Source organism: Empedobacter sp. EJD.6dd (genome assembly GCF_057369435.1).
Genome location: NZ_CM170667.1, coordinates 2,959,423 through 2,979,469 on the forward strand (window position 1 = coordinate 2,959,423; position 20,047 = coordinate 2,979,469).

Genomic DNA, 20,047 nt, shown 5'->3' on the forward strand with positions numbered 1-20,047 from the left:
ATTAATTCTATAAATTATTATGGCAGGAGGTGGTAGACTAACCGGACGTCAGAAGATGATTAACCTGATGTATCTCGTGTTCATTGCTATGATGGCGTTGAACGTGGATCGTGAGGTTTTGAGATCTTTCGAAACGATAAATACTTCTTTAGAGTCGACTACGACTTTGACGAAAACAAATAATGATACCTTTTATGGTCAAATTGATCTAAAAGCAAAGGATGATCCAACTTATGCAAAAACGCAAGCAGATGCGGCAGAGGTTAAAAAGCAAACAAATGATTTTGTTGCTTATATTGATGGATTGAAAAAAGAATTAGCTGGTGCTGATTTTGTATCAGGTTCAGAAGATACAGATTACAACTCATTAGCAAATACAGAACCTATTGTTTCTTTATTTTTCAAAGGAAAAGGAGGGGATAAAGGAAATGAAAAAGCACAAGAGTTTACAGGAAAAATTGATGGTTTCAGAAATTTCTTGATGAATTTTGCCAAACAAAGTCCTGATGCTAAAAATGCAGAAGCTCGTATCAACGAATTTTTTGGTACAAATCCAAAAACTAAAAATCAGAGTTGGGTTCAAGAAAAATTTTATGATCAACCAATGGTTGCTTCGTTAACGAATTTATCAAAAATGCAAATGGATGCTCGTACAGAAGAAGGTAACTTAGTAAGAGCATTATTATCAGGTAAATTAGAAGAGAAGATTGAATTGGATGCTTTCCAAGGTTTATTCTTATCTCCAGGTGTTGTTAAAGTTGGTGACGAAGCTGTACTTAATGTAGTTTTAGGTGCTTATGATAATTCTATCAAGGGATCTGTTTCTACAAGTGTTGGTTCTGCTGCTGTTGTAGATGGTAAAGCTTCTATTAAATTAAATACATCTGCTGTAGGTTTACACACTTTAACAGGTAGTATTTCTTATGTAGCGAATGGACAAACTAAAACAGTAAATATTGCACCTTCAACATACCAAGTTGTAGCACAAACATTAGATAAAAAAGCTGCTGAGATTATTGAGAAAGACCCAACAGGAGGTTCTATCGTTGCAGATAATTTACGTGTTGTTTATCGTGGAGTATCTAACCCGATTTCAGCAACAATTAATGGAGCAAATGGACCAGTTAGTTTAAATGCTTCGTCAGGAACAGTTTCTGGTGCAGGAGCTAATAAATGGAATTATTCTCCAGGCGGAGGAAATGAAGTTACGTTTACTGCTACTACAAAAGCAAGTTCTGGTAAAACATTATCAGTTCGCGAAACGTTCCGTATCAAACCAGTTCCACCAGCACGTGGTGTAATTTTAGGAAAAACAAGTCCTGGTATTCCAGATAATGGAATTGCAGCACAAACAATTCGTGTAGATTGGCCAGATTTCTTATTCCCTATTACTGGTGAAGTAACATCATTTAATGTAAAAGTACCTGGGCAAGTAACATCTCGCGTTACTGGAAATAAAATGTCTGGTGCTGCAGGAGTAATTTCGAAAGCGAAAAAAGGAGATATAATTGGTGTATTCGACATTAAGTACCGTACAAATTCAGGTGCTACAGGTGAAGCATCGTCAATTGCGATTCAAGTACAATAATTAAAAAGTAAAAAATAACAATATGAAGTATCTTTTGTTTGGTTTAATGAGTTTCTTCTCAACCCTTACAATGGCGCAAAATGTTCTTAACGCTGTTTCGCCAGAACAGTTAAGAAGAGATCGCGAAAATAAAACAAGAGTTGATGAAGCAGGTGATACGGTAAGTACAGCGCAAGATCCAATGAAATACGGTTTTATTGAGGATAAAGACGTTTTATGGTCGAAAGTAGTATGGGAAGTTATTGATTTAAATGAGCGTTTAAATCAGCCATATTATAGATCTGGTGACGAATTAGTTCAAAATTCTAAATCGTTATATGATGTTTTAGTTGATGGAGTTCGTAGCAAAAAGATTAGAGAAGTATACGACGATGAGTACTTTCAGACTAAAATGAGTTTCGAGCAGATTATGGCTCGTAATGAGAAAAAAGATACACAGCAATATTACTTTGATATGAAAGCTGCGGGAGAAACACCTGATGATGCGGCTATCTTTAATTATAAAATAAAGTCTGATGATATCAAAATGGTCAAAACGAAAGGTCTTTGGTACATTGATCGTCGTTTAGGAGAATTAAAATATCGTTTGTTAGGATTAGCAATTATGGGACCTGATGCACAATCATTAGGAACAGAATTTGCGGATGGAGCGTTCGTAGATTTATTTTGGATCTGGTATCCAGACGCACGTAATGTGTTGGTTAATGCAACAGTTTTCAACCCAAGTAATTCTAATTCGGCAATTACATATGATGAAATGTTAAATGCAAGACGTTTTAGTTCTGTTATTTATAAAGCGCAGACGATGTATGGTACGAAAATGATTGATGATTATATTCCAAATGACTCTAAAGGTCAAATTGAAGAGCATCACAAAATTAGAAATTCGATTATTCAGTCAGAAGCTGATTTATGGAATTATTAATTAAAAGTTATAAAACAAAAAATCCAGTCAATTGACTGGATTTTTTGTTTTCTTTATAAAGTAAAATAACAACTATGAAAAATATTATCATTTTAGCATCTCTTTTTATTTCGATGAATAGTTTTGCTCAACAAAAAACTCTTTCTAATTCTATTAAAAAATCAACGACTAAATTAGAGCAAAGTCAAAAAAGATTGTCTTTAAGAGAATTTGTAGAAAATATTTATATTACTTCTTTAAATACCTTCGAAGCAAAAAGAATACTGATGAATGTAGATGAATTAATTGTTGTTCTAAAAAATGAATTTGGTAAATTCGAATCAATTAAATTGAAAGAATTGAATGGTATTTCTGTAGATGAACTACAATCTTTCGAATATAAAAAGGATAAATATACTGAAGCACTTTATGGTGCGAATGGTGAACAGTTTGGAATTGTAATCTTACAATTGAAATAAAAAAAAACTCCAGTATATACATTGGAGTTTTTTTATAAATAGTTTAATTCTTTTACAATAAGATTTCTCAAATTTAGTTATTTCTTAAAATCTAAAATCTAAAATCTAAAATCTAAAATCTAAAATCTAAAATCTAAAATCTAAAATCTAAAATCTAAAATCTAAAATCTAATTCGCATCGCCTTTTTCAATTCCTTCCTCTATTTTTTCTTCAACTTCAACTTTTTCCTCAGCATCAAGTTTTATTTCACCAGACGTATCGTCATTTCGTAAAACAACTTTAATACTGATAGGAAAATGATCCGATCCAATATTTGGTTCTCTAATCATTTCTATCAATCGAAACTGAGAACTCAAAAAATAATGATCCAAAGGCCAACGTAAAAACCAATGATGTGCATGAAAAGTATTGAACATTCCACGACCACGCCTCGGATCTAAAAGTTGAGAAGTTTTTAAAAATAATCTCGTAGTTCTACTCCAAGCGACATCATTCAAATCACCAAAAACAATACACGCATTTCCATATTCTTTGGCTTGTTTTCCAATTATCAAAATTTCAGCATCTCGTTCGGTGCTTTCTTCGTTTTCTTGAGGAACTGGTGGTGTTGGATGTAAACCATATAAGCGTATAAGTTGATTATTATATTCAATATCAGCAATGATAGAAGGAATTTCTGTACTTATAAGATAATTAATCTGTTGATAACGAATTGGAAGTTTAGAATAAAACAATAATCCATAAGTGTTTTTCAATGGAACTTCAATTTTATAGGGAAATTCATTTGTAGCTTCTCTTATTTGTTCCATCCATTCTGTATTTGTTTCCAATAAAAAAACAATATCTGGATTTCTTTTTTTGATTAATTCTACCAAATTTTGATACTTAGTGTTGTCTTGTAAAACATTATAGACAAGTAAATTTAGAGGAGCTTCATTTGTTCTTAATTCAACCTGATCAATCATTTTTTTTCCAAATGGAGTATATGGTATGATGAGCCATAATAAATATATCGCAGCAAAAATTAAACATGCAAAAATGCTGATGTTAACAGAAGTTTTATCAACAAAAATAAAAAGAATACTTGCGATGAGAATTAATATAAATTTTTGAAATCGAGGATAATCAAAAACTCTTACCGACCAATGTGTATGTTTTATAAACGGAATAATAACCGAAAGTATAATAAGACAAGAAAAAATGGTGTAAAAGATTTGCATAAAAAGGTTGATTTTAGGAATAAAGATAAGTAAAACCAAAACATTATTTAACTTTGTAACCAAATTTTAAAAGTTGAATAAAGTAGAGTATATCATCGTTGGTCAAGGCGTTGCAGGAAGTTGTATGGCGATGAAATTGTTGCAAGAAAAAAAGTCGTTTATCGTTATTGATAATCATTTTCATAAAGCATCAGCAATTGCGGCTGGGATTTTCAATCCTGTTGTTTTAAAACGTTTTTCAATTGTATGGAATGCGACGCATCAAATTAATCGTTTACGAGAAGTTTTTGGTGAATTCGAGCAATTATTGAATAAAAAATACATCTACAATTTTCCAGTTTATCGAATTTTTAATGACGAGCAGGAGAAAAAAACTTGGTTAAAAAAGGCGACTGCTCATCCTGATTTAATTGATTATTTAGCCACAAATACAGATCAACTGACAGATTTTTCTTCTATTCATAATCCAATTGGTTCGGGTGAAGTTTTGCACACTGGTCGAGTTGATTTAACAAATTTATTGAGTGATTTTGAAAATTACTTAACCGAAAATAATTTGTTTTTAGATGAAACATTCGATTTTGAAGCATTAAAAATAGATGATAATACAACGAGCTATAAAAAAATCGAAGCAAATAAAATAATTTTCGCAGAAGGTTATAATATTTTGAATAATCCATATTTCAGTAATCTTCCCATAATTGGTGTAAAAGGTGAGGTTTTAAAAATTGAAACAAAAGCCAATTTACCTGAAGCTGTTGTAAAAGGGAAAGAATTTTTGATGCCTTTAGAAGGTAATCAATATTTTGTTGGTGCTACTTACGATAGAGATCATGTGAATTACGAAATTACTGAAGAAGCAAAAGATTATTTGGTAAAAGGAGTAAAACAGTTTTTAAAAGAAGACATAAATGTTATGGAGCAACATGCTTCTATTCGTCCAACAGTTGTAGATCGTCGACCGATTATTGGTGCACATCCAACATATCAACAATTGATTTGTTTGAATGGTATGGGAACACGTGGAACAATGTTGGCACCAGTAATGGTAGATGATTTGTACGATTTCTTAGAGCGTGATCAGCCAATTGATAAAGAAGCTGATATTGCACGTTTTTATGATCGATTTTAAACCTATTTTCAATGAAAGATTTTAATTTAAAAATATTTACACTTCAACTTGTTGCCAGTATATTGTTGTTTTTAGGAATTCAACAATTTTATGTTTTGGCAGAATTAGATTTGATTGAATTAATACATTCTATGGGAAAAGATAATTTTGCCTTTTTAGTTCGAAAAAGTGACGAATTCGGAATTAGTGCAAAACTAAAACATTTAGCTACAATGAAAACAATTTTAAGTTTTATCGGAATTGTTTTGGCGTATATTTTATGTTCTGTCATAAATCACAAACGAAATTACAATTGGAAAATAGCAGTAATTATAGTTGTAATTTGTTTTCTGATTTATCAATTTAGATTAATAAATCTTCCATTAAATTTTATACCAACCAACAATTTAGCCTTAGCTTATTTTGTACCAGCAACTTTTTCGATTGTAATCAGTTTTGTTTTGTATTTTTTGAGTTACAAAATCAAGGTAAAGAACTAATTTAGTTAAGTAAATTTGCAAGTAAATTAGATACGCCATGTAGGAAAAAACTTGGTAAATCAGTCGATTTATTTGGGTTAGAAATATCATAATTCACTTTTCCAAAATTAGGATTGTTAAGATCTATTTTTCTATTGAAAGGAATCAGTTTTAAATCTTTTTCAAGATTTGTATGATAAATAAAACTATTAAATTGATTAAAATTAGTTGTTTGTTTACTACTCAAAGAATCAATTTTCAAAATGAAATTTTGAGAAAATGATAATGTAGTCATCATAACTAAAAATAACAATACGATATAATTTTTCATAACAACTTGTTTATATTTAGCTAAATATACATTTTTTATTTTTTACAAAAACCAAAATAGATTAATATTTTATTCTACAATTAGCTTCAATTTTTTTAGCTTCTTGTATAAAAGTTAAAGCTAATTGTTCGTCATCAATATCTATTGTTATTTTTTCTCCATTTAGTAATTTGTCTACATTACTTTTTGCAGTTTTTAATGAAAGTCTTAATAATTCAATTTGTAAATGAGTTAATGAAACTTTCTGAAACCCTTCATTCCAGCTATCAATTATTATTTTCATTAGAGCAATATTTATAAAATCAAATAAATTCTTCAAGAAATTTTAAATCTATGACTGAGTTTGAAGGATTATTTTCATCATAATATAAGATTGTATTTTTTTTTAGTTTGAAAATTGTTTGGGTAGATTTAGCATTAAAAGGTAAAGTAAAGTCTTTGTAATACTTTTTATAATCAACTTTGTATTCTACAATTATTAAGGAACCCTTTTTGATGTGTTCATTTGAGTTAAAACAATTAACAATAGGGAATAAACTTTCTTTTATGATTTCAAGATCAAGGTTAGTATTTTCATCAATTTCAATGATTTTTTTTATTGATTTTTCAAAATCAACGATGATTGTTTTACCTTTTTCAACTAAAATTTTTGCATTACTATTTGTTACAATTTTTTGATCATTTTGTTTTTGTCTATCATAAAATATTTTAACAAATGTTGAAATGATGTATGGAATAATTAACGCAATTGCAAAAGGAAGAAAGATAGGATTACTAGAAGTTCGATAAATACCTTTAGAATATATACCATATCCCTCAATTCCTAACAAAAACAAACCTATTATAAAAATAAAAAGGCATATCAAATGTATTTTTTCTAATTGCTTCATCAGAGTAGATAGATTTAGAACTAAAAATAAATCATTTTTTTAAATAATCACATAAAACCTTCATCTTCTAAATTTTCATCTAACAAAAAACATTGTATTTTTGCAAAATGTTATTAGTACAAAATTTAGGAGTTTATTTTGCGGGTAGATATTTATTCGAAAACGTTTCGTTCCGCATCAACAAAGGAAACCGTGTTGGTTTAGTAGGTAAAAATGGAGCTGGAAAATCTACGTTACTTAAAATTTTAGCCAAAAGCCAACAATCTTCAGAAGGAGAAGTTGTTTATGAAGGAGACGTAACAATTGGGTATTTATCGCAAGATATTGATTTTGTACAAGGACGAACAGTTTGGCAAGAAGCAGATTCTGCTTTCGAACAATTGGTTGAAATTCAAGAACGTATCGATTTTGTGAACAAAGAATTAGCCGAAAGAACAGATTACGAATCAGATGAATACGGAAAATTAATTGAAGATATTTCACATTTAACAGAACGTTTCGGACTTTTAGGAGGTTACACGAAAGATGCAGAAATCGAGCAAATTTTAATTGGATTAGGATTCAAAAATTCAGATTTTCATCGTCCAACAGAAGAATTTTCTGGAGGATGGAGAATGCGAATTGAATTAGCAAAACTATTGTTGCAAAAGCACGATGTAATGCTTTTAGATGAGCCTACCAATCACTTAGATATCGATTCGATTATCTGGTTAGAAGATTTCTTAAAAGATTATCCTGGTGCAGTTGTATTGGTTTCGCACGACCGTCAATTTTTGGACAACGTAACCAATCGTACAATCGAAATTGCGAATCGTCATATTTCTGATTTTAAAGCGAATTATACACGTTACTTAGAGTTGCGTGAAGATCGTCGCGAAAAATTAGAGCAAGCACAGAAGAATCAAGAGCAGATGATTAAGCATACGGAAGATTTAATTTCAAAATTCCGTGCAAAAGCGAACAAAGCTTCTATGGCTCAGTCATTAATAAAAAAATTAGATAAAATAGAACGTATCGAAATTGAAAATGATGATGTTACTAAAATGAATATCCGTTTTGTGGATGCTATTCAACCTGGTAAAATTATTTTCGAACTAGATGATGTAGGTGTTGCTTTTGGTGATCATCAAGTTTTTGATCATGTTTCTTTTTATGTCAATCGTGGAGAAAAAGTAGCTTTTGTTGGTCAAAATGGTCAAGGTAAAACGACTTTATCACGTGCCATTATTAATGAACAAGATTATTCGGGAAAAATAAAACATGGACATAATGTCGAAATTGGATATTTTGCTCAAAATCAAGCACATGTTTTAAATGATAAATTAACTGTTTTAGAAGAAGCAGAAAATTCAGCAACAGAAGAAACACGTAAACATGTTCGCGATTATTTAGGTGCATTTATGTTTGGTGGTGATGCTGTGGAGAAAAAAGTTTCGGTGCTTTCGGGAGGTGAGCGAAATCGTTTAGCATTGTGTAAATTGTTGTTGCGTCCATTCAATGTATTAATCATGGATGAGCCGACGAATCACTTGGATATTGTTTCAAAAGAATTATTGAAAAAAGCTTTGCAAAAATATACTGGAACATTGATCTTGGTTTCTCACGACCGCGAATTCTTAGAAGGTTTAGTAGATAAAGTGTTCGATTTTCGTAATGGACAAGTGAAAGAATATCTTTCTGGTATTGACGATTATTTGGCGCAAATTAAAGCTGGTAACTTCCGTGAGGTAGAGAAAGGAAATTCTTTAGCTGCTCCAAAGGAAGAGAAGCCGATTGAGGTTAAAATAGAGCAAGCCAAACGTGTTCTATCATTCGAAGAAGAAAAAGAGCAGAAACGTCTTAAAAATAGATTATCACGAATAGAAACGGAGATTTCAGATTTTGAAACGAAGATTGCGGATTTAGAAAATAAATTACACGCAGGTTCTCAAACGCAGCAAGAATTGGATAAATACGCAAATTTGAAAAATGATTTAGACAAGAAAATGTTAGAATGGGAAGAAGTTTCGGAACAGATTTTCTAAAATTATAGTTGTTCAAAAATAATACAAAGTGTCGTAGTTTTACGACACTTTTTTTATGCAAAAAAGTCTATCTTTAAAAGATGAATAACAAACCTTAAATGAACCAAATTATGAGTGAATATACAATTAGTCAATTTATTGATAAAACGAAACAAAATGATGCTGAACACGATTATTTCGAATTAGAGAAACCACAAATGTTGGAGATTAATTTGAACAATCAAGCTGTATGGACAAAAGCTGGAAGTATGGTAGCATATACAGGAAATATCAAGTTTGAAAGAGAAGGAATGCTTTCGGGTGGACTTGGGAAATTTTTAAAGAAAACATTGACAGGAGAAGGAACAAAGTTAATGAAAGCCGAAGGTTCTGGTCGTTTGTATGTTGCAGATTCAGGAAAAAAAGTTCAGATATTACAAATGAACAACGAATCGATTTGTGTGAATGGGAAACGATGTTTTAGCTCATGATCAATCTCTTAAATCGGATATCACGATGTTGAAAAGTATTGCTGGAATGATGGCAGGAGGATTATTTCAAGTCAAATTATCTGGTGCAGGAATGGTTGCAATTTCTACGCATGGCGATCCATTAACGTTGTTAGTAACACCTGAAAATCCTGTTTTTACAGATCCTAACGCGACGGTAGCATGGTCAGGAAATTTATCTCCAGAGTTGAAATCAAATGTGTCATTCAAAAGTTTATTAGGAAGAGGAAGTGGAGAAGAATTTCAAATGAAATTTTCTGGTAATGGTTGGGTTTTGATTCAACCATACGAAGAAGTTTATTTTCAAGAAAGTAAATAATGTATAAACAATCATTTGAATCAATTATATCTGTAGAGCCAAGAATTTTAATTCTTGGCTCTTTGCCTGGAGATTTATCATTGGAAATCAATCAGTATTATGGTCATCCTCGTAACCGTTTTTGGAAGATATTATTCGAGATTTTTAATCATGAATTTTCAGATGATTATGAAATTAGAAAGCAACTTATTTTAGCGCATCATTTGGCTCTTTGGGATGTTGCTCATTCAGCAGATCGAAAAGGAAGCATGGATGTGGATATGAAAAATGAAATTCCGAATAAGATTGAAGATTTGTTGATAAAATATCCCACAATTGATAAAATAATTTTCAATGGAAAGAAAGCAGAGCAACTATTTTGGAAATATTTTGATAAAAAATCATCTATAAACTATATTTCTTTACCAAGTACAAGTCCAGCAAATGCTCAATTTACCTATCAAAAATTAGTAGATGTTTGGAAAAAAGCAATGATTTTGGATGAGTTTACCGATACTGAAATGAATTTATAAAAAAAATGTAAAAATATTTTTGAGTATAAAAAATTTACGATGAGAAACTTAGCTTTTTATGTGAAATAATTATGAAAAAAATGTTTCCTAAAAGTTTTGTAATTAAAAAAGCTGTTCTATATTTGCACTCACAATCGCGGGAATAGCTCAATTGGTAGAGCGTCAGCCTTCCAAGCTGAATGTTGCGAGTTCGAGTCTCGTTTCCCGCTCTGACTTCTTTCTTAGAAGTGGATGCCTTGGTGGTGGAATTGGTAGACACGCAGGACTTAAAATCCTGTGTCCATTAGGACGTGCGGGTTCAAGTCCCGCCTGAGGTACAAAAAAGCTCAAGAATTTATTTTCTTGGGCTTTTTTTGTATATCTTTATTTTTATAAATTAATTTGTATGACTCTAATAAAAGAAATACAACAAAGTTTTGAAGATTCTGAAGTAGATAAAGCATATTATTTATTAAATAACATAGATTTCTCTAAGCTTTCCAATGAAAAACGTATTATTCAAAGTTCTTTAATTCAACTTTCTCAAGGAAAAATTGATTCTTTGTATATGTTTCTTAAATTAATTTATAAGAAAGAGAAGGATATTATTCAAGCAGCTGTATTTTCAAATAAAAATATTCATTGTATTGATGATATTAAGATTGATGAAGATAAATACATAAAATGGATACCTTTAGAAAAGGATATTAAGTCTATTAATATTGATAATTTATTAGTGAAAACTTATAGCTTTTGGGAATCACTTTCTACTGAATGTGTTTTTGAGTGTTGTGGAATAAGTGCTTGTGATTTTACTTCCGATACAATAAGTAAAACTGTTAAATCTTTCGATGTTGAAGAACTTTTAATAAATTTTAATGATCTAATTATAGAAATAGAATCATTTCAAAATAATGAAATTTATAGTAATTATCTAAATCAATATTTTAATAAAGATGTGTTTTTAGAACTAGTTCAGCATATTAAATTTCAGATAGAATTAAATCTTCAATAAAAAAACCATCTAAATTGCTTTAGATGGTTTTGAATTTATGTTAAGAACAATTTTAACCGTTCATAGAAATTAAAAACTCTTCGTTGCTACGAGTGTTTTTAATTCGTTGATGTAAGAAATCCATTGCTTCAACAGGATTCATATCTGCTAGCATATTTCTTAAAACCCACATGCGTTGTTGAGTTTTATCGTCTAATAATAAATCATCTTTACGCGTAGAAGAACTTACTAAATCAATCGCAGGGAAAATACGTTTGTTCGAAATCTTACGATCCAATTGTAATTCCATGTTACCAGTTCCTTTAAATTCTTCGAAAATAACTTCATCCATTTTAGAACCTGTATCAATCAATGCAGTTGCGATAATTGTAAGAGAACCTCCATTCTCGATATTACGTGCAGCTCCAAAGAAACGTTTTGGCTTGTGTAATGCATTTGCATCAACACCACCAGATAAAACTTTACCAGATGCAGGAGAAACCGTATTGTAAGCACGAGCAAGGCGCGTAATAGAATCTAATAAAATCACTACATCATGTCCGCATTCTACCATACGTTTAGCTTTTTCTAAAACGATATTTGCAACTTTTACGTGACGATTTGCTTCTTCATCAAACGTAGAAGCAATTACTTCTCCGTTTACAGAGCGTTTCATATCTGTTACCTCTTCTGGGCGTTCGTCTATTAATAAAACAATCAAATATACCTCTGGATGATTCTGTGCTATTCCGTTCGCAATATCTTTTAATAAGGTAGTTTTACCAGTTTTTGGTGGTGCTACAATCATACCACGTTGACCTTTACCAATTGGTGTAAATAAATCAATTACACGATTTGATAAAGATTTTGAATTACTTAGATTGAATTTTTCATTTGGAAAAAGTGGAGTTAAATGTTCAAAAGCAATACGATCGCGTACATAATCTGGTGTACGACCGTTAATTTCTTTGATTTTGATTAAAGGAAAATATTTTTCTCCTTCCTTTGGAGGGCGAACTTCTCCTGTAATTGTATCTCCTGTTTTTAGTCCAAATAATCTAATTTGAGATTGAGAAACATAAACATCATCAGGAGATGATAAATAATTAAAATCTGATGAGCGTAAAAAACCATAATTATTATCTGGTAAAATCTCTAAAACACCTTCTGTTTGAATAATTCCATCAAATTCGTAATTCGCAGCGCGATACTTATTTTTTTGATTTTGATGATTGTGTTGATTATTATGTTGAGATGGTTCGTTTTGATTACGATTATCAGATGGATTATTTTTCTTCTGATTGTTATTCTTTTTCAGATCTTGGCTTTTATTAGCACGTTCCTGAAATTTATTAACACGAGGGTTATTTTCTTCTTTTTTTTCTGTTTCGGTAGAAGTATTTTCTACTTTTTCAGTTCTTTTTTCTTCGACAACAACCTCTTTTTGTTGAACTTCTGTATCTGAAGATTGAACTCTTTTTCGTTTTTGTTTCTTTTCTTCAGTTGGTTGATTTTCAGTCTTCTCTTTCTTCGTAGGTTTAGATTCAGCCTTTGTTTCAACGCTTTCTTCAGCCTTAGGTTGAGTGTTAATATAAGCTACAACAGCGTCTAATAACTCACCTTTTTTTAATTTCTTATACCCATCGATTTTTAATTGCTCTGCAACTTGTTGTAAATCTGGTAATTTGAATGATTTTAATTTTTCGATATCAAACATAATCCTATAATGAAGGTATTAATGTGTTTATATTTTTTTTATTCAATAAAGTAATTGGGAATCATAACAATAGAATTGTTACAAAGCGAATAAATTTGAGATTTATTAATGCAATAGTACGAATAATTATAAAAAATCAAAAAGTTTTTTTACATTTGTATTCGAAATTTAAGAAATGATTCAAAGAAAGCAAAGTATATATTTATTCTTAAGTGGAATAATTTCGAGTATATTCGCCATGAATTTTGATAAGCTGTTTGATATTCCATTAAAATGGTTACAAAATCCGGAGAAAGGGGATTACATTTTTTCGTTAGCCTTTTTCTCATCAGCTTTAATTTCATTTTTAACCATTATGTTTTTTAAAAAACGTAACCTACAAATAGGTTTAGGATGGTTAAACATTATTTTGAATGTTTTATTAATTGGTTCTTTTGTATATTGTCTATTAACATTACCTGGAGAAGGAAATTCTGAGAAAGGTATTTGGGCATTAGTTCCTTTAGCTTCGATTGTGCTTCTGTCAATTGCCAATCGTTTGATTAAGAAGGATGATGATCTTGTAAAATCAGTAGATAGATTCAGATAGACCAAAAACTTTTTATATTATGAGTGTCTAAAAGCAGTTTCAACGTGTTGAAACTGCTTTTTTCGTTTCTGATTATTCCATTTCAATATTAAATAAAAATTAATTTTGATAATTATATTAAATAAATAAGCTTAAAACAGGGGTGTTCTGAGTTTTTGTTGATTAAAATAAATTACACCCCCTAAAAAAATAGGGGTTATTTAATTTTGTGTTTATTTTTTATTTATTTTTGTGTGATAAAACAACACAAATTATTTCTTTATGACATCATTTCGTTTTGAAGCTTTAAAAGCAGCAAGCAATCGAACACCAGTTAGTGTTCCAGAATTAGGTAAAAAATCTGATATTTTTGCAAGTAATGTATTTAATGACAAAGCAATGCGTCAGCATTTAACTTCTGAAGCATACAAAGCAGTTCGTTCTGCAATGGATCATGGTACAAAAATCGACCGTAAAATGGCAGATTTTGTTGCTTTAGGGATGAAAGAGTGGGCGATGAGCAAAGGTGTAACACATTATACACACTGGTTTCAACCATTAACAGGAACAACAGCGGAAAAACATGATGCTTTTTTCGAAACTTCATTTGGAGGTGGTGATCCAGTAGAAAAATTTAGTGGATCATTATTGGTTCAACAAGAGCCAGACGCTTCTTCTTTTCCAAACGGAGGGATTCGTAATACTTTCGAAGCAAGAGGATATACAGCTTGGGATCCAACATCTCCTGCATTTATTTTCGGTACAACTTTATGTATACCGACAGTTTTTGTTTCGTACACAGGAGAAGCTTTAGATAATAAAGCTCCATTATTAAGAGCGCTTTTATCAATAGATGAGGCAGCTACAGAAGTTGCGAAGTTTTTTGATAAGAATGTGAAGAAAGTTATACCAACTTTAGGTTGGGAACAAGAATACTTCTTAATTGATGATGCTTTGGCAGCTTCTCGTCCAGATATTTTACAAACAGGAAGAACATTGTTAGGACATGTATCAGCGAAAGGTCAACAATTAGAAGATCATTATTTTGGATCGATTCCTTCTCGAGTATTAAACTATATGCGCGATTTAGAGAACGAATGTATGTTGTTAGGTATTCCTGTGAAAACTCGTCATAATGAGGTAGCTCCGAATCAATTTGAGTTGGCTCCTATTTTCGAAGAAACAAATTTAGCAGTTGACCATAATTCTTTATTGATGGATGTGATGCAAAAAGTTGCAGAACGTCATCATTTCAAAGTATTATTCCATGAAAAACCATTCAAAGGTGTTAACGGATCAGGAAAACATAATAACTGGTCGTTAGCAACGGATACTGGAGTGAATTTATTAGCCCCAGGAAAAACACCAAATAGTAACTTACAGTTTCTAACGTTTTTTATTAATACAATAAAAGCGGTTTCAATCTACGAAGAATTATTGCGTGCTTCAATCGCTTCTGCTTCTAATGATCATCGTTTAGGTGCAAATGAAGCGCCTCCAGCAATTATTTCGATATTTATTGGTCAACAATTGACAAAAGTATTGGAAGAATTAGAAGGTGTTTCGACAGGGAAATTATCTCCAGAAGAAAAAACAGATTTAAAATTAAACGTTGTTGGGAAAATTCCAGACGTTTTATTGGATAATACAGATCGTAATAGAACTTCACCATTTGCTTTTACAGGAAATAAATTCGAATTCCGTGCTGTTGGATCGACTGCAAACTGTGCAAATGCAATGACAACTTTAAACGCAATAGTAGCAAAACAGTTGATTGATTTCAAGAAAGAAGTTGACACATTGATTGAAAGTGGTTTAAAGAAAGATGAAGCGATTTTCAATGTATTACGAGAATATATTAAGGAAACAAAAAATATTTTGTTCGAAGGAGATGGATATAGTAAAGAATGGGAAGAAGAAGCTGCACGTCGCGGATTATCAAATCATAAAACAACTCCATCTGCTTTAAAAGCAAAAATTTCTCAAAAATCGTTGGATTTATTTGCAGAAGTAAATGTAATGAATAGTACAGAGGTTGAAGCACGTTATGAAATTGAATTAGAAGAGTATATCAAGAAAATTCAGATTGAAGGGCGTGTGTTAGGAGATATTGTTAGAAATCATATAATTCCGACTGTTTTTAAATATCAAAACTTGTTGATTAAAAACATTAGAGGATTTAAAGATATATTTGGAAATGATTATGAACAATATGCAAGTGAACAAATCATGATTTTAAAGAAAATTTCGATGCATGTAAACGAATTAAATGCAAAATTACATTTGATGATGGATGCACGTAAAGAAGCAAATGTAGTAGAATCTTTAGAAGAAAAAGCACATGCTTATTGTGATAAAGTAAAACCATATTATGATGAAATTCGTTATCATGCAGATAAGTTAGAACTAATGGTAGACAACGAATATTGGGTTTTAACAAAATACAGAGAGTTGTTATTTACACGTTAATATTAAGTGCTAAAAATACAAAACCGATGATTTTTCATCGGTTTTTTTATTTGATTGATTTTTAGATATTTATTTTGAATGGTTCTAAAATGTGATTTTCGTCACACTTATATTGATGTTTGTTGCGGTTTTTTTATATGTTTATGTAATATTTAATATTAATTAACACTAAAAATGAATTATTTATGAAAAAATTTTTATTTTCTTTACTAACGGTAGCAGCAGTTTCTGCAAATGCGCAAAATGTGGTTTATTTTGAAGATTTTAACTCTGCAACGGTAGCTAATCCTCCTGCAGGATGGACTTTTGAAGATATGGATGGAGATGGCTATAATTTTGGAGATATGTATTTTGTTCCAAACACAACAGGGCAACCATCTACACCTATCTCTTTAATATCAAGATCTTGGCAGGTCAAACCTTTAACTCCTGATAATGCAGCTACATCACCATTAATTGATTTGACAAATGTTACTGGACCTATTAAGTTAGAGTGGAAAGTAACAGCAGCTGGAAATAGAGCTTGGAATAGTGAAAATTATTCAGTTTATGTACATACTTTAGAAGATGTCTATGAAGCAGTTTTAGAAACGCCTGTTTTCACAGAAACATATGATGGGGCAGGTGGTTTTCCAGGTGTTCAAACTAAAAATGTTGATATTTCTTCTTTTGCAGGAAAGAGTGTTTTTATAACATTTAGACATCATGATGTAACAGATATGGATTTTCTTTCTTTAGATGATGTAAAAGTAACAGGAGAAACATTAGGAGTAAGTGATTTAAATAAATCTAAAGTATCTCTTTATCCAAACCCAGTTCAAGATGAGTTTAAATTGAATTTAAGTCAAGCTTATACAGCTTCTAAAGTTCAAGTTACTGTAACTGATTTAACAGGTAAAAAAGTTAAATCATTCTCAGCAGGTGAGGCATATGATGTTTCTGATTTAGGAAAAGGAATATATATTGTAACAGTTACAGATGGAGTGAATAAATTTACTCAAAAAATTGTAAAAAAATAATTTTAATCAATTGTATAATACAAAACCGATGATTTTCATCGGTTTTTTTTTATTCAAATTTTCTGAATCCCCTGAGTTATTGTATCTTTGCAATCCAATAAAAGTATATGGCAGATTTAGGTCTATTAGATAAATTAAGAGCAATTAAACAACGTTTCGATGAGGTAGCTGATTTAATCATTCAACCAGATATCGTGACAGATCAAGCTCGTTATGCGAAACTGAACAAAGAATATTCAGATCTTAGAGATTTCGTAGAGATTCAAAAAGTATATGAAGGTTATATCAATGCTATTGAAGAAGCTGATGAAATTATCAATGATGGTTCTGATGCAGAAATGGTTGAGTTAGCCAAAATCGAAAAAGATGAAGCGATCAATGCAATTCCTGCTTTGGAAGAAGAAATCAAAATGATGTTGATTCCTAAAGATCCAGAAGATGATAAAAACGTTATTGTTGAGTTACGTTCGGGTACAGGTGGTGATGAAGCAGCAATTTTTGTAGAGGATATTTACCGTATGTATTCAATGTATTTTAAAGAAAAAGGTTGGAAACATGAGGTATTGAATACTTCTGAAGCATCTGGAAAAGGATACAAAGAGTTAGTGATGCAAGTTGAAGGAAATGCTGTTTACGGAACTATGAAATACGAATCTGGTGTTCACCGTGTACAACGTGTTCCTGAAACAGAGTCTCAAGGGCGTGTACATACTTCGGCAATTACAGTTGCGGTTTTGCCAGAAGCAGAAGAAGTAGATGTAGTGATTAATCCAGCTGATTTAGAATATCAAACAGCTCGTTCATCTGGTGCGGGAGGACAAAATGTAAATAAAGTTGAAACGAAAGTTCAATTAACACATAAACCTTCTGGAATTGTAATTGTATGTCAAGAAGCGCGTTCACAGCATAAGAACCGTGAAAAGGCTTTACAATTATTACGTACAAAATTGTATGAAATCGAGTTTGAGAAGAAACATTCAGAGCGTTCTGCTCAACGTAAATCATTAGTATCAACTGGTGACCGTTCGGCTAAGATTCGTACATACAACTATCCGCAAGGTCGTGTAACAGATCACCGTATTAATAAATCAATTTACAATTTGGATAACTTTATGAACGGAGATATTCAGGAAATGATTGATGCACTGAAAATGGCAGAAAATGCAGAAAAATTAAAAGGAACAGAAGAAGATTTTTAATTTTTTTAGTTAATAATATAAAATCCATCTCAATATTTTTGAGATGGATTTTTTTTATAATCCTATCGAAACTCCCATGAATGGTTGAAATCCACTCGAAAATATACTTTCGTTTTCTTTATATAATACATTGTACATAACACCAGCCTGAAATCTAACTGGTCCACTTGATTGATAACCGCCTCCAAGCCATAAAGCAGATTCATCTAAAGTTGCTTCATAGATGTTATTGTAATAAAGCGTGCGATCATTGTATTTTTGTTTTCCTGAATAATACATATAATTCGCTCTCAAAAATATGTTTTCGATTGGAAAGAAGTTGATATATGGACCTACATTAAATAAATTTAATTTAGCATAATCATCTTTTGCATATTGATAACCAGCTGTGGCACCAAGTTCTATATTGTTTGCGACCATATAACCCACACTTGGTGAAATATTAAAACCAAAATAGCTGTTATTACCAAAAGATAGTCCAAGTCCACCACCAAATCGCCAATTGTTATTAATGGGTTGATTTTGATTTATTTGAGCATAAATGGCACTACTTAGGGTTAAAGAAATGATAAATAAAAGGAACTTTTTCATAGAAATTTAATTAATTTTTAACTTTTAAGAATGGCTTTATTTGAAAAAACCACTATAAATTTGTCCTATCAAAAATAATAATTCTGTTTTTAACTAAACATCATTATTTATTTTAAGTTGTAACGAGTCGTTCATAGTTTTTAATTATAAAAGAATAGATATTAGATTTAGAAAATCTATGATATAAATCTTTTCTGGTTTTATCTTTGCAGTAGTAAAGTTAATCAAAATAGACAATATAAAATTTAAACAAATGAAATTATTATCGCCAGAAAAAAAACAAAAGATTGCTGATATTTTAATTAAATTATTAGCAGACGAACATATTTTATACTTAAAAACAAGAAATGCACATTGGAATGTAGAAGGTCCAGATTTTCAAACAATACATGTGTATTTTGAATCGTTGTATAACGAGTTACAAATTGTCATAGACGATGTTGCCGAGAAGATTCGTCAAAAAGATGTTTACGCACCAGCAACAATGACAGAGTATTTGCAGTTAGCTCATTTGTCTGAAGCAAGAAAAACAGAGAACAAAAATAGTTTGAGTTTTATTGCTGATTTGCTACACGACCATGAAGTGATTATTGACTTTTTGGCACAAGCTGTAGTAGAAATTGAAGAGTTCAATGATATTTCAACTTCGGATTTCTTAGTTGGATTATTGGAACAACATCAAAAAACTGCTTGGATGCTTAGATCGCATCTAAAATAAAGTTGAACATTATTTTACTTCATAAGTTTTTAGTGTTAATTCATATTAGTGTTAATTAGGTTGAGCCTTGGATTTATCCAAGGCTTCAGCTTTTTATAGAAGTTCATGTTTATCCCTCAACTTCTTTTACTTCTGCTTCTAACGCATTTGTTTTTACAGACGCAATTCCATTTTTAGCACCAGATTCTGTTTCGTACGATTGGCTTGTTCCAATAACTTGTCCGTTCGTAGCTTTTAGATTAAAATGCCATTTACCAGAAGCGCCTTCTTTTAATTCGAATTTGGATTCGTCTTGCGAATTTTTACGAACAGATTCAATTCCGTTTTCACAACTTGCTTTTTGCTTGTATCCTTCGCTTGCTAAAATATTTTGTCCATTTTTAGCTTTCAAACGAAAACGATATTCTCCTGCTTTGTCTTGATAAATTTCAAACATAATGAATAGAA

22 protein-coding genes and 2 tRNA genes are annotated in these 20,047 nt (G+C 30.9%); 17 read left to right on the top strand and 7 right to left on the bottom strand.

The window, feature by feature from the left end; all coding sequences use genetic code 11:
• The first annotated feature begins 19 nt into the window (after positions 1 to 19).
• The 3 genes from porM to AC2I98_RS13865 all read left to right on the top strand — a co-directional run bounded on the left by porM (position 20) and on the right by AC2I98_RS13865 (position 2,971).
• Complete coding sequence (gene porM, locus AC2I98_RS13855; RefSeq protein ID WP_486412249.1) at positions 20 to 1,588, top strand: type IX secretion system motor protein PorM/GldM; 1,569 nt, start codon at positions 20 to 22, stop codon at positions 1,586 to 1,588.
• Positions 1,589 to 1,610: 22 nt separating this feature from the next.
• Entirely contained in the window at positions 1,611 to 2,513 is a 903-nt protein-coding gene (gene porN / locus AC2I98_RS13860) for a type IX secretion system ring subunit PorN/GldN (protein WP_486412250.1), read from the top strand.
• Positions 2,514 to 2,587: 74 nt separating this feature from the next.
• On the top strand, positions 2,588 to 2,971 hold the full coding sequence (locus tag AC2I98_RS13865) for a hypothetical protein (RefSeq protein ID WP_486412251.1): 384 nt from the start codon (positions 2,588 to 2,590) through the stop codon (positions 2,969 to 2,971).
• Between the two features lie 168 nt (positions 2,972 to 3,139).
• Here AC2I98_RS13865 and AC2I98_RS13870 read toward each other — a convergent pair whose 3' ends face one another.
• Entirely contained in the window at positions 3,140 to 4,192 is a 1,053-nt protein-coding gene (locus AC2I98_RS13870; protein ID WP_486412252.1) for an endonuclease/exonuclease/phosphatase family protein, read from the bottom strand.
• Between the two features lie 73 nt (positions 4,193 to 4,265).
• On the opposite strand from AC2I98_RS13870, the gene AC2I98_RS13875 reads away from it, so the two are divergent.
• Positions 4,266 to 5,324, top strand: a complete 1,059-nt coding sequence (locus tag AC2I98_RS13875) for an NAD(P)/FAD-dependent oxidoreductase (RefSeq protein ID WP_486412253.1) — start codon at positions 4,266 to 4,268, stop codon at positions 5,322 to 5,324.
• Between the two features lie 11 nt (positions 5,325 to 5,335).
• The gene (locus tag AC2I98_RS13880; protein ID WP_486412254.1) at positions 5,336 to 5,803 is read left to right on the top strand and encodes a hypothetical protein; all 468 of its coding nucleotides are present in this window, start codon (positions 5,336 to 5,338) and stop codon (positions 5,801 to 5,803) included.
• A gap of 1 nt (position 5,804) precedes the next feature.
• Here the strand turns inward: AC2I98_RS13880 and AC2I98_RS13885 are convergent, their stop codons facing one another.
• The 3 genes from AC2I98_RS13885 to AC2I98_RS13895 all read right to left on the bottom strand — a co-directional run bounded on the left by AC2I98_RS13885 (position 5,805) and on the right by AC2I98_RS13895 (position 7,003).
• Positions 5,805 to 6,113 carry a hypothetical protein gene (locus tag AC2I98_RS13885; protein WP_486412255.1) on the bottom strand — a complete coding sequence of 103 codons (309 nt, stop codon included), beginning with the start codon at positions 6,111 to 6,113 and terminating at the stop codon, positions 5,805 to 5,807.
• A 61-nt stretch (positions 6,114 to 6,174) separates the two neighbouring features.
• Positions 6,175 to 6,396: a hypothetical protein gene (locus AC2I98_RS13890; protein ID WP_486412256.1), complete on the bottom strand. Its 222-nt coding sequence runs from the start codon at positions 6,394 to 6,396 to the stop codon at positions 6,175 to 6,177.
• A 19-nt stretch (positions 6,397 to 6,415) separates the two neighbouring features.
• Positions 6,416 to 7,003, bottom strand: coding sequence for a hypothetical protein (locus tag AC2I98_RS13895; protein ID WP_486412257.1), 588 nt, complete (start codon positions 7,001 to 7,003; stop codon positions 6,416 to 6,418).
• Positions 7,004 to 7,110: 107 nt separating this feature from the next.
• On the opposite strand from AC2I98_RS13895, the gene AC2I98_RS13900 reads away from it, so the two are divergent.
• From AC2I98_RS13900 to AC2I98_RS13930, 7 genes are all read left to right on the top strand, one after another.
• Positions 7,111 to 9,027 (top strand): ABC-F family ATP-binding cassette domain-containing protein, encoded by a 1,917-nt coding sequence (locus tag AC2I98_RS13900; protein ID WP_486412258.1) that lies wholly within the window; start codon positions 7,111 to 7,113, stop codon positions 9,025 to 9,027.
• Between the two features lie 110 nt (positions 9,028 to 9,137).
• Positions 9,138 to 9,497 (top strand): AIM24 family protein, encoded by a 360-nt coding sequence (locus tag AC2I98_RS13905; protein ID WP_486412259.1) that lies wholly within the window; start codon positions 9,138 to 9,140, stop codon positions 9,495 to 9,497.
• Complete coding sequence (locus AC2I98_RS13910) at positions 9,472 to 9,834, top strand: AIM24 family protein (protein ID WP_486412260.1); 363 nt, start codon at positions 9,472 to 9,474, stop codon at positions 9,832 to 9,834. Before AC2I98_RS13905 ends, AC2I98_RS13910 begins: the two co-directional genes overlap by 26 nt.
• Positions 9,834 to 10,346: a DNA-deoxyinosine glycosylase gene (locus tag AC2I98_RS13915; protein WP_486412261.1), complete on the top strand. Its 513-nt coding sequence runs from the start codon at positions 9,834 to 9,836 to the stop codon at positions 10,344 to 10,346. Before AC2I98_RS13910 ends, AC2I98_RS13915 begins: the two co-directional genes overlap by 1 nt.
• Before the next feature lie 136 nt (positions 10,347 to 10,482).
• Positions 10,483 to 10,555: transfer RNA gene (locus AC2I98_RS13920), tRNA-Gly, on the top strand.
• Between the two features lie 24 nt (positions 10,556 to 10,579).
• A tRNA-Leu gene (locus AC2I98_RS13925) sits at positions 10,580 to 10,663 on the top strand.
• 68 nt (positions 10,664 to 10,731) lie between these two features.
• Positions 10,732 to 11,340 (top strand): DUF6331 family protein, encoded by a 609-nt coding sequence (locus AC2I98_RS13930; RefSeq protein WP_286483761.1) that lies wholly within the window; start codon positions 10,732 to 10,734, stop codon positions 11,338 to 11,340.
• A gap of 52 nt (positions 11,341 to 11,392) precedes the next feature.
• Here AC2I98_RS13930 and rho read toward each other — a convergent pair whose 3' ends face one another.
• Positions 11,393 to 13,036, bottom strand: a complete 1,644-nt coding sequence (rho, locus tag AC2I98_RS13935; RefSeq protein ID WP_486412262.1) for a transcription termination factor Rho — start codon at positions 13,034 to 13,036, stop codon at positions 11,393 to 11,395.
• Positions 13,037 to 13,211: 175 nt separating this feature from the next.
• Here rho and AC2I98_RS13940 point away from each other — a divergent pair, with 175 nt between their 5' ends.
• From AC2I98_RS13940 to prfA, 4 genes are all read left to right on the top strand, one after another.
• Positions 13,212 to 13,625, top strand: a complete 414-nt coding sequence (locus AC2I98_RS13940; protein ID WP_486412263.1) for a DUF4293 domain-containing protein — start codon at positions 13,212 to 13,214, stop codon at positions 13,623 to 13,625.
• A gap of 261 nt (positions 13,626 to 13,886) precedes the next feature.
• A complete protein-coding gene (locus AC2I98_RS13945) occupies positions 13,887 to 16,073 on the top strand; it encodes a glutamine synthetase III family protein (protein ID WP_486412264.1) in 2,187 nt (728 codons plus the stop codon).
• Between the two features lie 185 nt (positions 16,074 to 16,258).
• Positions 16,259 to 17,092, top strand: coding sequence for a T9SS type A sorting domain-containing protein (locus AC2I98_RS13950; RefSeq protein ID WP_486412265.1), 834 nt, complete (start codon positions 16,259 to 16,261; stop codon positions 17,090 to 17,092).
• A gap of 107 nt (positions 17,093 to 17,199) precedes the next feature.
• Positions 17,200 to 18,291 (top strand): peptide chain release factor 1, encoded by a 1,092-nt coding sequence (prfA, locus tag AC2I98_RS13955; protein ID WP_486412266.1) that lies wholly within the window; start codon positions 17,200 to 17,202, stop codon positions 18,289 to 18,291.
• Between the two features lie 54 nt (positions 18,292 to 18,345).
• Here prfA and AC2I98_RS13960 read toward each other — a convergent pair whose 3' ends face one another.
• Positions 18,346 to 18,882, bottom strand: coding sequence for a hypothetical protein (locus AC2I98_RS13960; RefSeq protein WP_486412267.1), 537 nt, complete (start codon positions 18,880 to 18,882; stop codon positions 18,346 to 18,348).
• A gap of 253 nt (positions 18,883 to 19,135) precedes the next feature.
• Here AC2I98_RS13960 and AC2I98_RS13965 point away from each other — a divergent pair, with 253 nt between their 5' ends.
• On the top strand, positions 19,136 to 19,600 hold the full coding sequence (locus AC2I98_RS13965) for a Dps family protein (protein WP_486412268.1): 465 nt from the start codon (positions 19,136 to 19,138) through the stop codon (positions 19,598 to 19,600).
• A gap of 109 nt (positions 19,601 to 19,709) precedes the next feature.
• On the opposite strand, the gene AC2I98_RS13970 is transcribed toward AC2I98_RS13965, so the two are convergent.
• Positions 19,710 to 20,036: a YegP family protein gene (locus AC2I98_RS13970; protein ID WP_486412269.1), complete on the bottom strand. Its 327-nt coding sequence runs from the start codon at positions 20,034 to 20,036 to the stop codon at positions 19,710 to 19,712.
• Positions 20,037 to 20,047: the final 11 nt, after the last annotated feature.